Origin of the sequence: Vibrio aestuarianus (genome assembly GCF_028858425.1) — a bacterium.
Taxonomy (GTDB): domain Bacteria; phylum Pseudomonadota; class Gammaproteobacteria; order Enterobacterales; family Vibrionaceae; genus Vibrio; species Vibrio aestuarianus.
This window is the reverse complement of sequence record NZ_JAKNYQ010000001.1, coordinates 101,331-114,913: the sequence shown is the minus strand read 5'-3', so window position 1 is coordinate 114,913 and position 13,583 is coordinate 101,331. Positions and strand designations below refer to the sequence as shown.

The window sequence follows — 13,583 nt, the reverse complement described above, 5'->3', positions numbered from 1 at the left end:
GTTACCATCAGGAGCTTTTTTCACAGCAAGGTCTTCGTATGCGTATTCGCAGCTCGTTCACTCAATCGATTCTACTTTTCTTTTCATTACTCATTGCTAGCCAAATGTACTCTTACTATGCGGTGTTCAATTATGCTTTGATGCCAAGTTTGCAGCAGTTCAATAAAATTCTCGGGCACGAAATTAACCTCATGCTCGATGATGCAGCCAGCGATACTGATGGGCTGGATATGGATGCCCCGCAGCGCCGCCGCGTGTTAGAGCAGTTAGGGGTAACCATTCATGCTGAAGGCAGTGAAATTGCACAAGAGTATGAACAGGCGCTTAGTATTGATTTGATGAGTGAGGAGATGACTCATGAGCTCGGCTCTCCCACTGATGTACGCATGATGCTTGGCAAAGAGAGTTACATTTTATGGATAAAAGTGGAGTCGTTCCCTGGATCATTGATTCGAATCCCACTATCTGAGTTGCAAAAGGAAGATTTTTCACCGTTATTTCGCAACAGTTTGCTGATGGCGATTTTTATTGTTGTCGGCGGGTGGTTGTTTATCCGTTTACAAAATCGTCCTTTAATTGCGCTAGAAAAAGCGGCTAAGGCGGTGGGGCGAGGTGACCATCCACCGCCATTACCAGTAAAAGGGGCATCGGAAATTCGTTCCGTCACCGTGGCGTTTAACCAAATGTCACAAGGGATACAAGCCTTAGAGGAAGATAGAGCATTACTGATGGCAGGCATAAGCCATGACTTACGCACGCCATTGACGCGCATTCGTCTTGCGACGGAGATGATGTCACCTCAAGACAGCTATCTAGCGGAAGGGATCATCAGTGATACCGAGGAGTGCAATGAGATCATCAGTCAATTTATGGATTATCTAAAACCGGTCAATATACAGACATTTGAGAAGGTTGATCTCAATGAGATAGCCAACGATGTCGCAACTGCTGAAGGGGGATATGAGATAAAAATTGATGTCTCTTTGCATTCATCGATGCAGACCGCTTTCGGTAACCCCATTGCAATTAAGCGTGCGGTGAGTAACTTGGTGGTGAATGCGATTCGTTATGGAAATGGATGGGTAAAAGTCAGCACGGGCACCACTGCCGATAATAAAATGGCGTGGATATGTGTTGAAGATAATGGTCCCGGTATTGAGCCTAGCCAAGTGAGTAAAGTATTTGAACCCTTTACGCGTGGAGATACCGCACGAGGCAGCGAAGGGACCGGATTGGGGCTTGCGATAGTCAAACGTATTGTCGGACAGCACCATGGTAGCGTGACGGTTCGTAATCGCAGTGAAGGTGGTTTGAAAGCGCAGATCAGCTTCCCAACTAAATGAAGTTAACGCAACATCGTTCAATATCCTATCGTGATATTCGATCGATAAATCGATAGTAATAAAAATGGGCTCATCTGAGCCCATTGTTGTATTTGCTGGTTAATTCGATTTCATCTCTTCTAAGAGGCCATCTTCTTCTGGCAATCTTTCTGGCAAAATTAGATTAAGCAAAATAGCGGTAATACCGCCAGCGGCTACGCCAGATGAGAAAATACTCTTAATGAATTCAGGCATGAATTGTAAGATTTCAGGTTTTTGAGCAATACCTAAGCCCATCGAAAATGACAGTGCCATGATCAAAATGGCGCGGCGGTCGAGTTCAACACGCGAAATAATACGCACTCCAGCGGCTGCGATTGTGCCAAACATAACAATGGTCGCACCGCCTAATACTGGTTCAGGAATCAACTGCACAAAGCTGGCAACACCTGGGAATAAACCAAGTAGCACTAACATTGCTGAGATAAAATAACCCACGTAGCGACTTGCTACGCCAGTTAGCATGATCACGCCGTTGTTTTGGCTAAAGGTTGAATTGGGGAAACTATTAAATACCGCTGCCAGTGCAGAGTTTAGACCATCGGCTAAGACGCCGCCTTTAATCCGCTTCATGTAGATAGGGCCTTTTACAGGCTCTCCTGACACCTCTGATGTAGCGGTGATATCACCAATGGCTTCGAGAGCGGTGATCAAGAAAATTAGTACTAATGGAATAAATAGCGACCAATCAAAACCGAGACCAAACTGCATCGGTATTGGTAGTGCAATGGTTGCCGTTTCACCTAATGAGGAAGTGTCTATCATGCCCATGAAGTACGCCATCATATAACCGGTGAGCATCGCAATCACGATCGAGGCAACACGAATGTAAGGGTTGCTTGAGCGGTTCAGTAACACAATCAGCCCCAATACGGTTCCAGCTAGCGCCAGTTTATCTAGGCTGCCAAAGGTTCCGTCGCTTAAAGCGGCGTAACCGCCCCCCATTGAGACCAAACCAACTTGTACTAACGTTAGGCCAATCAGTGTGACCACAATGCCAGAGACCAAAGGCGTAATGACTCGGCGTGCGTATTCTAAAACGCGAGATAGTAAAATTTCAGCAAAAGAGGCGACCAAAATGGTGCCGAAGATTGCGGCCATCATGGTTGATATATCCGCGCCGCCCGCTTTTAGTGATAAGCCAGCGCCAATGATTGGGCCAAGAAAGTTAAAGCTGGTCCCTTGAATTGACAATAATCCAGAGCCAATCGGACCAATGGTACGAATTTGAATGAAAGAGGATAAACCAGACGCGAACAATGACATGCTAATAATGGTGTTGGTTTGTTCTGGTGACACACCGAGAGCTTGGCAGATGATTAATGATGGCGTAATCACGGCAACAAACATGGCCAGTAAGTGTTGTAGGGCCGCAAAAATCGTTTGTGGCAGTGGCGGTCGGTCATTGAGTTGATAAACCAAGTCAGACTTACGCGAAGCGTTTTGGGTAGTCATAGTGTTTTCCTAATTGTGCATAGTAGCTTAGAGCCCGCTGAATGGGAGCACTAAGTGGAGCAGATACGTCATCTGTGATTGCTGTTAGTCAGAATCTGCTCGGACTGGGAGTGGTGAGTCGATCACCAAAAAAATTGGCGAAATTATAGAGGCTTTATTGTGAAAAGCAAACGTTTGCCTTTGGTGGGGCCAAATTAATATGCAAAGGAGTCACGTACTAAGCTTTAGCGTAAACGTCTTTATCACCGAGCCAGCGTTCAATAATCGCGGTGGCGTTACTTGGATAGTGGTCGTGTAAATAACGTGCGATACGCTGTACTTCAGGTATTAAGCGCTGATCGCGGATTAAATCGGCAATTTTAAAATCAGCCAAACCAGTTTGTTTGGTGCCGAGTAATTCACCCGGGCCACGGATTTCTAAATCACGCTGGGCAATCACAAAACCATCATTGCTTTCGCGCAATACCGCGAGTCTTTTTTGTGCCGTTTTAGAGAGTGGAGCGTGGTAAAGCAATACACAATGGCTGGCGACGGAACCGCGTCCAACGCGTCCACGCAATTGATGTAGTTGAGCTAAACCTAAGCGTTCTGGGTTCTCAATGATCATTAAACTCGAATTGGGAACGTCTACTCCAACCTCTATGACCGTGGTCGCGACCAATAAGTGTAGCTCGTTGTCTTTGAACGCTTTCATCACCGCCTGTTTTTCAGCTGGCTTCATTCTGCCATGCACTAAGCCAATTTTGACATCGGGCAGCGTTCGTTGCAGTTCTTCAGCCGTATCTGCCGCAGCTTGTGCTTCTAATACTTCTGATTCATCAATTAAGGTACAAACCCAATAGGCCTGTTTTCCTTCATTGAGGCAGGCGTTACGCACTCGTTCGACGATGTCATCACGTTTGGTATCAGGAATGGCGACCGTTTGAATGGGGGTTCGCCCCGGTGGTAGTTCATCAATCACTGAGGTTTCTAAGTCAGCATAGGCGGTCATGGCCAGTGTGCGTGGAATCGGTGTGGCCGTCATGATTAGCTGATGCGGATAAGCCCCTTGTTTGGCTCCTTTTTCTCGCAGTTCCAAACGCTGGTGGACACCAAAGCGATGTTGTTCATCAATGATCACCAGAGCCAAATGGTGGAATTGCACATGTTCTTGGAACAGTGCGTGAGTACCTACTACCATTTTTGCCTCACCGCTAGCAATACGCGCAAGTTCAGTTTCTTTGGCTTTTCCTTTTAGTTTACCCGCCAGCCAGCCAACAGTAATGCCCATATTTTCAAACCAGTTGGCAAAATTGATCGCATGCTGCTCGGCCAGTAATTCGGTAGGGGCCATTAACGCAACCTGATATCCATGTTCTATCGCGCGTAGAGCGGCCAACGCTGCCACCAATGTTTTACCGGAACCAACATCACCTTGAACCAAGCGCATCATCGGGTGTGGTTTGGCAAGGTCAGCTTCGATCTCTTGCACCACACGTGTCTGAGCATTGGTTGGCGAAAAAGGCAGTTGTTTAAGTAGCTGCCGTTTGAGGTTTGCAGATTCTGTTAGTGGCAGTGCAATATCTTGTTGCCCTTGGCTACGAACCGCCAACATCGAAAGATTCTGCGCAAGTAATTCTTCGATGATTAAGCGAATTTGTGCCGGGTGTTTACCTTCATCAAACAGTTCGAGATTGATGTCAGTTGGTGGGCGATGGACGATGTGCAGCGCTTGGGCTAGCGTTAATTGGTGAGCGTATAAACCGGAAGGCAGTAACTCTTGTACTGCGGCTTTATCGAGTAAATCGAGAGCTTGATCTGTGAGGGTACGCAGTGTCAGTTGGCGCAGACCATCGGTGGTTGGGTAAACTGGTGTTAAGCTGGCTTCAATATCTGGTTGTTGCTGTGGGACATGGAATTTGTAATCAGGGTGGACAATTTCTAATCCAAAACCACCGCGCTTTATTTCGCCGTAAGCGTGTACTAACTTACCTTCCGAAAAGTTATTTTTCATTCCTGCTGTGAAATTAAAAAAACGCAGCGTGATCGTACCATTGCCATCGCTGATTTTAACCGTCAGCATTTTACGTTTACCAAATACCGTATCAACGGTCATCACTTTACCCTGTACAGCAGCCCAAAGCCCAGGGTGAAGTTTGGCTATTGGGTAGATACGAGTTCGGTCTTCGTAGCGTAAAGGAAGATGAAACAGCAGATCTTGAACGTTATTCAAGCCAATTTTACTGAGCTTCTCAGCCACTTTTGCCCCCACTCCAGAGAGTGAGGTAAAAGGAATTGCAGAAAGTAGCTGTGACATAAAGTGGCTCGTTAACAGTTCATTTTGTTGTTATTCAATCATCTAACTGTTTTTTTGTACAGGATAAAATAAGGTGAGTTGAGGTTACTTGCTTTGCATCGCCTGCCACCAAGCTTCATCCGCCACAATTTGTCCTACATGGTCTAATTCGGGGTAGGATAACCCCTTACGCTTGGCCACTTTGGCTAAGACTGGATGACCACGTTCAAAAATAATGCGTTGAATGGTTTGCTCCGGTAGGAGACTCTTTTCTCGGTCATACATGCCTGCCGCTTGGCGTTGACGCTGTGCTTCATACAGAATCAAAGCACTGGCGACAGAAACATTGAGTGATTGCACCATACCTACCATGGGAATGATGATGTCTTGGTCTGCGAGATCTAACGCTTGCTGAGTGATCCCATTTTTTTCACCGCCTAAAATGATGGCGGTCGGTTTGGTGTAATCAATCTCTCTAAAATCCACAGCGCTATCTGATAAATGCGTCACTAATACCTGCATGCCTTGGTTTTTTAATTCACTTACCGCATCGCCGATGGTGTCATGGGTATCGACCTCGACCCAGTTTCTTGCCCCCGCTGAAGTATGGGCTAGAGTACGCATTTTTTTGTCTGGCCACACAGCATGAATTTTATGTAAGCCAGTTGCATCCGCGGTGCGGATAACCGCTGACACATTGTTGGGTTTGTGAACTTCCTCTAGGCATAGGGTGAGGTCTGGTTGACGAGCTTTTAATACTTGTTGGATTCGTTGGTATCGTTCGATATTCATAAAAAATTTAGCTTGTATGGAAATAAAAATGCCCTTGAGCATCAGCATCAAGGGCACGTTTTGATCTTTAGTTCTTTCTACGTCGCACTTTGAGTGCATGAGGCATCACGCGAATTTTCTTCATAATGCCAGCCAAGTGAATGCGATCTTTTGTGGTCAGTAGTACCGTTACCGTATACAAACGACCATCACGCTCTTCTGTTGATAGACCATGAATGTTTGATCCCGTTTTTGAGATCACATTGGTCAATGCCGCTAAAGCACCTTGGTGGTTTTGCATATCCACTTTAAGCTCGGTAATGAACTCTTGGTCGTAATCTTTTGACCATTCCACTGCCATATATTTGTCCGGTTCTCGTTGATAGCCACGGACATTCGGACAAGTTTCACGGTGCACGACTAAACCACGTCCCGGAGAGACATGAGCAATGATGTGATCATCTGGAATAGGGTGACAGCAGTTCGCAAAGGTCAGCAAAATTCCTTCAGCACCACGGATTGGTAGTTTTTTCCTCGGCTTTCCATCACTGCTTTGCACTTCGGTCAGTTCATCAGCATCGCCCAATAAGCGGCGCGCAATGACAATGCTCATCAGTTCGCCCAAACCAATGGCAGCAAGGAGATCATCGACGGAGGCAATTTTCAGTTCGCCTAATACGTGCTTGATATTGCTCTCATTGATATCACTCAGTGAGAGATCGCCCAACGCGTGGTTTAGTAAGCGGCGGCCGAGAGTGATTGACTCTTCGCGACGCATTGTTTTGAGTACTTGACGGATCTTCGTACGAGCACGAGAGGTCACTACGTAGTTGAGCCAAGCGGCGTTAGGACGAGCACCAGGTGCACTGATGATTTCTATCGTTTGGCCATTCTTTAGGGCTTTGCTCAGTGGGTATGGGCTGCGATCTACACGTGTACCAACACAAGTATTGCCAACGTCGGTATGAACTGCGTAAGCAAAATCAACGGCGGTTGCACCGACAGGTAGCTCAACAATGCGACCTTTTGGAGTAAAGACATAAATCTCATCAGGGAAGAGATCAGATTTTACATTTTCAATAAATTCAAATGAGTTACCAGCACTTTGTTGAAGCTCAAGTAGGCTTTGCATCCAACGCTGCGCTTTGATTTGCGCAGTGGTACCAGTACGGTCACCATTGCCTTTATAAGACCAATGCGCCGCAACCCCTTTGTCCGCCATTTGATCCATATCTTCCGTTCGGATTTGGACTTCAACAGGCACACCGTGAGGGCCAACCATTGAGGTATGAAGTGATTGATAGCCATTCGCTTTTGGTACGGCAATATAATCCTTCATACGACCTGGACGAGGCTTGTAAAGGCTGTGTACTTGTCCTAACACGCGATAGCATGTATCGGCGCTATCAACGATGACACGAAATGCGTAGATATCCATGATGGTGTGAAAGCGCTGCTCTTTGGTTTTCATCTTGTTGTAGATAGAGAACAGGTTTTTTTCACGGCCAACCACGCGAACTTGCAGGTTAACGTCTTGCAGACGGCCTTCAATTTCACTATGGATACGCTGGATCATCTCTTTTCGATTACCACGCGCTGACTTTACCACTTCTTTTAGAACACGATAGCGATTGGGATACAGTGCTTCAAAGCCAAGCTCTTCGAGTTCAGTCTTAATATTATGGATACCCAAACGATGAGCAAGTGGGGCGTAAATCTCTAGCGTTTCGCGGGCAATACGACGTTTTTTATCCGGTCGCAGAGCGCCCAGCGTGCGCATGTTATGTGTGCGGTCAGCAAGTTTGATAAGAATAACGCGAATATCTTGCACCATGGCGAGCACCATCTTACGAAAGTTCTCTGCTTGTGCTTCTTTGCGGTCACGGAATTTAAGTTTGTCGAGCTTGGAAACGCCATCCACAAGTTCTGCAACGGCATGGCCAAATTGATTTTCGAGATCGTCTTTGGTGACGTCGCAATCTTCAATGACATCATGTAGCAATGCCGCTTGAAGCGTTTCTAAATCTAGACGCATTTCGGCCAAGATACGAGAAACAGCAACAGGGTGAATGATATAAGGCTCGCCGCTAGAACGTGTCTGCCCTTCATGAGCCTCACGTGCGACAACATAAGATTGACGCAGAGCCTCAACTTGAGGCTCTGTTAGATATTCTTGTACAACGTCTTTAAGGCTATCAAATAGGTACAAATTATAGGCCCGGAAGGTTGTTGAATTTGAATGTCAGAATTAACGGTTGTGAGCGATACTGCTTACTGCGGCTAATTCTGCTGCTTCTTGCTCTTGTTGCTCTTGACGCTCACGTGCATCAAGTACATCTTTCGTGATAAGACCTTCTTCAATTTCGCGAAGAGCGATAACTGTCGTCTTATCGTTCTCTTCTGGCACAAGTGAATCTTTACCGCCAGTTTGCATTTGACGTGCGCGGCGAGCCGCAATCAGAACTAGGTCGAAACGGTTGCCAACTTTTTCAACAGCGTCTTGAACAGTTACGCGTGCCATGAGAACTCCAAATAGTTAACTAAATTTTTGAATGACGAGAAAGTATACAGCCTAACGATACTAGATTCTAGCAATTAGACTGCTCTATATCAGTTTGTGGCTGAGGTTATTCAGCCAATAGTGCTTTAAGCATGCCGTTATATTTAGCAGCTTGCTTGTCTTGCTTCAATCTTTCTGCTCGAATGATGGCTTTAAAATCAATCAGGGCAGTGTCGAAATCATCGTTAATGATCAAATAATCGTATTCATCATAATGAGAAATTTCAGATTTTGCTTCAGCCATGCGTTTTGCAATAACCGCTTCGCTGTCTTGACCACGAGTGTTAAGGCGACGCTCTAATTCACCGTTTGATGGCGGCAAAATGAACACGCTTTTTGCAAGTGGCATCTGCTCTCGAATTTGACGGGCACCTTGCCAGTCAATGTCCAAGAACACATCAATTCCTTTATCTAGGTTATTTTCAATCCAAATACGAGAAGTACCGTAGTAGTTACCAAACACTTCCGCATGCTCTAAAAATTCACCCTGGGCAATGAGTGTTTCAAACTGCTCTTTTTGAACAAAGTGGTAGTGTACGCCATCTTGTTCGCCAGGACGCATGCCGCGAGTAGTATGGGAAACAGACACTTTCATTGCATAAGCTGGGTTGGTTTCCAACATTGCAGAGATCAAGCTAGATTTGCCTGCGCCACTCGGTGCAGAGACGATATAAAGAGTACCTTTGCCCATCAGTTCTGTTCCACTTTAAGGTTTGGATTGAACGTTGATAATACGTCTATCAACATTATAAAAGATAGCACTGACCGCGACAGTCACATCAAGTTTGATGGAAAATTAGGCCAGAAAAAATGGAGGCGAAGAGTAGCATGATCTTTCAGATCTTCACAAGAGAAAGCTTGATCCCAAGTGATAAAGGAAAATGCCACCAACTATAAAAATAGCGTAAAGAAAGTTTATTAGCTTAAACGTTTGCTTTTTTGGAGTCACTTGCAGCGTAAATTGATTAATGTATAATCGCCGCCCGCTGAGTTTTCATGCTCAGTCATACCATTTATTCGCAGAAGATTTTTCTTCAATTTGGGTTCCCTCGCCCCCAAAACAAACTAAAAAGGTACAGTATGAATAACTTTACCCCTGCGCAGCAGCGCAAAGCTTTGGCACTATTGGTGCTGTTTCATTTGATCATTATTGCTTCAAGCAACTACCTTGTTCAATTACCCTTTACGGTGTTTGGCTTCCATACCACTTGGGGCGCATTTACATTTCCGTTTATTTTCCTAGCGACAGACTTAACCGTGCGTATTTTTGGTGCGCCATTAGCTCGTAAGATTATCTTCTTAGTGATGTTACCGGCATTGGCAGTGTCGTACTTTTTGTCGGTGGTGTTCTTTGAAGGTCAATATCAAGGAGTGGCTCACCTACAGGAATTTAACCTGTTTGTCGCGCGGATTGCGATTGCGAGCTTTATGGCTTACTTGCTTGGACAAATTATGGATGTTCATGTCTTTAACCGCTTACGCCAAATGAAGCAGTGGTGGGTGGCACCGACCTGTTCGACGCTATTTGGCAATGCTCTCGATACCATCGCCTTTTTTGCTATTGCATTTTACCAAAGCCCAGATCCATTTATGGCCGAGCATTGGACTGAAATCGCGTTGGTTGATTACGGTTTTAAACTGGTGATTAGTTTAGGTTTATTTGTACCTATGTACGGTGTGTTACTGAATTATTTAATTAAGAAGCTGACGGCAGTCAACCCTGGTTTTCGTGCAGTTGGTATGAAAGCGCAATAAGTTTCTCTATAAATAGTTCCAAATATAAAAAAGCCCGAGTATGGTGAGTGCTCGGGCTTTTTTATTGATATTGTTTTAGCTATTTTCGATAGCTAGCGGCCAACCAATATCGGTTTGACGGTTAGCCTCTATTTCTAATTCTGCTGCAGTAAGAGGATTGGCTTTTAACCAACTTGCTTGCAAAGTGAGTGTGAGCTGATCGTCTTGCGCATGAAGCGTGAAGGTCGGCTCTAACTGACTATTTCGGCGATGGCTAAGTAATACCGCGAGGCGTAGCAGGCGTAAAACTCGTTTACCACTGTTTGCAGAAAGCGCGTGTTGTTCTGGCAATGAATAAAGCTGTTCACGATAACGGCGTACTACTTCAGCTAAAAAGTGTTTTTGTGCCCGCGTATAACCGGGTAAATCGAGGTTTTGTAGTAGGTAGGCGCTGTGTTCGCCCCCTTTTTTGAAATCTATCGCTAAGCCGATTTCATGTAATTGTGCTGCCGTTGATAGCAGCATTGCAGCTTGTGGTTCCGCAACCCAATCTTCACCACCACACTGTTGCAGTAGTGATAATGTCAGTTTAGAAACTTGCTGGGCGTATTCAGTATCAATTTGATATCGAGCTTGCACACTGTTAATCGTACGAGCTCGAATATCGTTTTGGCGTAATTCGTCGACCATCTCATAAACTAAGCCTTCGCGTAGTGCGCCTCCAGCTAAAGTCATCGACTCAATGTTGAGTAACTCAAAGATAGCAATCAAAATGGAAAGACCACTTGGGAAAACTAACGCTCTCTCTAGGGTTAAGCCTTCGATCTCTAGCTCTTCTAAATGGTCGGCCAACATTGCTTGTTTTTGTAAGCGTTTGAGCTTGGCATGAGTGATTACCTCATCCATACCTTGCGCTAACATAATTTCTTGTAGTGCTTGTACTGTGCCGCTGGCACCGACACAAACATTCCATCCCAACTGAGAGTATTGCTCAAGAATTGGTTCTAGAGTTTGCTTGGCAGCTTCAATCGCTTGATTGAAATTGGTGACGTTGAGCTGTCGATCTTTAAAATGACGTTCAAGCCAAGTTACACAACCCATTTTTAGACTAGTTAGGGCTTTGGCTTCAAAACCTTCACCAATAATGAGTTCGGTACTGGCACCACCAATATCGACCACTAAGCGACGTCCTAAGCCACCAGAAGTATGAGCTACCCCTTTGTAGATAGTGGCAGCTTCTTCTTCACCAGAGATAACGTTAATTTGATGGCCTAAGATGCTATTGGCTTTGGTTAAGAACAAATCAACGTTAGTCGCAGTGCGCAGTGTGGCAGTACCAACAATACGAATATTGCTGGCGGGTATGTCTTGCAGTCGTTCCGCAAATAAGCTTAAGCAGTCCCATCCTCTTTGCATGGCTTCATGGCTGAGTTGGTTGTTATCGTTTAACCCAGCAGCTAAGCGAACCTTACGCTTTATTTTGGCCATGGTCTGCACACTACCATTGATATGACGCACAATGAGCATATGAAAACTGTTCGACCCAAGGTCGATGGCAGCATAGAGTGGAGAGGAGGCGGCTTTACTCATAAATGAATTAAGAACTCTTATTCTGATGCGGTTGACGTGGTCGACGGTTTTGCGGCTTGCGATTATTGCCAGAACGAGGACCGTTATTATTGGTACGACGTTGTTGCGGGTTGCGACTACGCATACGTATTGGTGCTGGAAGGTCTTCAATGAGAGCTGAAGCATCGTAGTCGGATACAGGAATCGCGTGTCCGGTGTATTCTTCAATCGCCGTTAAGTTAATGGCATATTCTTCACATGCAAAACTGATGGAATGACCACTTGCTCCTGCACGACCAGTACGGCCAATGCGGTGAACGTAATCTTCGCAATCGTCGGGTAAATCATAGTTAAATACGTGAGTTACTTGTGGAATATGCAAACCACGAGCGGCGACATCTGTTGCGACAAGAATATCAACTTCACCAGTTGTGAATTGCTCAAGGATTTTTTCACGTTTTTTCTGTGGAACATCACCCGTTAGCAAGCCTACACGGTGACCATCTGCAGCTAAGTGTCCCCAGATTGAATCACAACGGTATTTGGTATTAGCAAAAATAATGGCGCGCTCTGGCCAATCTTCTTCGATAATGGTCTGTAATAATGCCATCTTGTGTTCATTAGAAGGGTAGAAAAGCTCTTCTTGAATACGATGACCCGTTTTTTGCTCAGGTTCTACTACCACGTGCTCAGGGTTGTTCATGTGTTCAAAAGCTAACTCTTGCACACGATATGACAAAGTTGCTGAAAACAGCATGTTCAAACGCTCTTTCGGTTCTGGCATACGGCGGAACAAGAAACGAATGTCTTTAATAAAGCCAAGGTCGAACATGCGATCTGCTTCATCAAGTACAACTGCTTGAATGTTGTTTAAGTTAAATACGTGCTGTTTGTAGAAATCAATGATACGGCCAGTGGTACCGATTAATACATCCACACCACCTTGTAACTTAGTTAGCTGTTTATCATAGCTTTCACCACCATAAGCTAACGCGGCTTTAATACCAGTGCTAGCAATTAGCGGTTCTGCATCATTGTAAATCTGGATTGCTAACTCACGCGTAGGAGCCATGATAATGGCACGAGGCTGAGTCGGTTTACGCCCTTCATGTTCAGGGGTGGTAAGCAAATGGTTAAAAGTAGCAGTAAGAAACGCAAGCGTTTTACCAGTCCCTGTTTGGGCCTGGCCTGCAATGTCTTGGCCGGTGAGCAGTACCGGCAACGCCAAGGCTTGGATCGGGGTACAATAATCGAACCCTTTTTTCTCCAATCCTTCAACAACTTGAGGGTTTAATCCCAAATCGGCGAACTTTTGCTCTGTGATATGCGTCTTTTTCATTGCTATAGAATATCAGCTTAAGCTTGCAATACGAAAGTAAATACATTCCAATAGAGCATCTATTTACTGGTTAGCTTACAACCAGTTCAGAAAAACACATTGGAGTGGAAGATGAGCGATAAGATTTTGCAGCTTACGGATGAAGGTTTTGAGAACGATGTAATCAAAGCTGCAGGCCCAGTTCTTGTTGATTTTTGGGCAGAATGGTGTGGTCCTTGTAAGATGATTGCCCCAATTCTGGATGAAATTGCAGAAGAGTACGAAGGCAAACTGACTATCGGTAAATTAAATATCGACCACAACGCAGGTACTCCACCTAAGTTTGGTATTCGTGGCATCCCAACGCTATTGCTGTTTAAAAATGGTAGTGTTGCAGCAACGAAAGTAGGCGCGCTATCAAAAACTCAGTTAAAAGAGTTTTTGGACGCTAACCTATAACTGGTATCATAAGGCCGTACATTTTTGATGTACGGCTTTGTTTTTTGAAATTAAACAAAC

General features: G+C 45.1%; 11 protein-coding genes. 3 read left to right on the top strand and 8 right to left on the bottom strand.

Annotated elements, in window-relative coordinates; genetic code table 11:
* Positions 1-38: 38 nt before the first annotated feature.
* Entirely contained in the window at positions 39-1,343 is a 1,305-nt protein-coding gene (envZ, locus tag MCT08_RS00605; RefSeq protein WP_192075107.1) for a two-component system sensor histidine kinase EnvZ, read from the top strand.
* 99 nt (positions 1,344-1,442) lie between these two features.
* Here the strand turns inward: envZ and MCT08_RS00600 are convergent, their stop codons facing one another.
* The 6 genes from MCT08_RS00600 to gmk form a co-directional block, all read right to left on the bottom strand.
* Positions 1,443-2,837, bottom strand: a complete 1,395-nt coding sequence (locus MCT08_RS00600) for a uracil-xanthine permease family protein (protein ID WP_274677698.1) — start codon at positions 2,835-2,837, stop codon at positions 1,443-1,445.
* A gap of 217 nt (positions 2,838-3,054) precedes the next feature.
* Positions 3,055-5,133 carry an ATP-dependent DNA helicase RecG gene (gene recG, locus MCT08_RS00595; RefSeq protein WP_274677697.1) on the bottom strand — a complete coding sequence of 693 codons (2,079 nt, stop codon included), beginning with the start codon at positions 5,131-5,133 and terminating at the stop codon, positions 3,055-3,057.
* An 84-nt stretch (positions 5,134-5,217) separates the two neighbouring features.
* Positions 5,218-5,904: a tRNA (guanosine(18)-2'-O)-methyltransferase TrmH gene (gene trmH, locus MCT08_RS00590; RefSeq protein WP_274677696.1), complete on the bottom strand. Its 687-nt coding sequence runs from the start codon at positions 5,902-5,904 to the stop codon at positions 5,218-5,220.
* A 67-nt stretch (positions 5,905-5,971) separates the two neighbouring features.
* Positions 5,972-8,092 (bottom strand): bifunctional GTP diphosphokinase/guanosine-3',5'-bis pyrophosphate 3'-pyrophosphohydrolase, encoded by a 2,121-nt coding sequence (gene spoT, locus MCT08_RS00585; protein ID WP_261915903.1) that lies wholly within the window; start codon positions 8,090-8,092, stop codon positions 5,972-5,974.
* Between the two features lie 39 nt (positions 8,093-8,131).
* Complete coding sequence (gene rpoZ, locus MCT08_RS00580) at positions 8,132-8,404, bottom strand: DNA-directed RNA polymerase subunit omega (RefSeq protein ID WP_053312218.1); 273 nt, start codon at positions 8,402-8,404, stop codon at positions 8,132-8,134.
* A gap of 106 nt (positions 8,405-8,510) precedes the next feature.
* Complete coding sequence (gene gmk, locus MCT08_RS00575; protein WP_053312217.1) at positions 8,511-9,134, bottom strand: guanylate kinase; 624 nt, start codon at positions 9,132-9,134, stop codon at positions 8,511-8,513.
* Between the two features lie 389 nt (positions 9,135-9,523).
* Between gmk and MCT08_RS00570 the strand changes: the two genes are divergently transcribed.
* Positions 9,524-10,198 carry a 7-cyano-7-deazaguanine/7-aminomethyl-7-deazaguanine transporter gene (locus MCT08_RS00570; RefSeq protein ID WP_168523646.1) on the top strand — a complete coding sequence of 225 codons (675 nt, stop codon included), beginning with the start codon at positions 9,524-9,526 and terminating at the stop codon, positions 10,196-10,198.
* 75 nt (positions 10,199-10,273) lie between these two features.
* Here the strand turns inward: MCT08_RS00570 and gppA are convergent, their stop codons facing one another.
* Both gppA and rhlB read right to left on the bottom strand, forming a co-directional pair.
* A complete protein-coding gene (gppA, locus tag MCT08_RS00565) occupies positions 10,274-11,767 on the bottom strand; it encodes a guanosine-5'-triphosphate,3'-diphosphate diphosphatase (protein WP_053312215.1) in 1,494 nt (497 codons plus the stop codon).
* Positions 11,768-11,774: 7 nt separating this feature from the next.
* Positions 11,775-13,085 (bottom strand): ATP-dependent RNA helicase RhlB, encoded by a 1,311-nt coding sequence (gene rhlB, locus MCT08_RS00560; RefSeq protein ID WP_053312214.1) that lies wholly within the window; start codon positions 13,083-13,085, stop codon positions 11,775-11,777.
* A 111-nt stretch (positions 13,086-13,196) separates the two neighbouring features.
* Here rhlB and trxA point away from each other — a divergent pair, with 111 nt between their 5' ends.
* Positions 13,197-13,523 (top strand): thioredoxin TrxA, encoded by a 327-nt coding sequence (trxA, locus tag MCT08_RS00555; RefSeq protein WP_053312213.1) that lies wholly within the window; start codon positions 13,197-13,199, stop codon positions 13,521-13,523.
* Positions 13,524-13,583 lie beyond the last annotated feature (60 nt).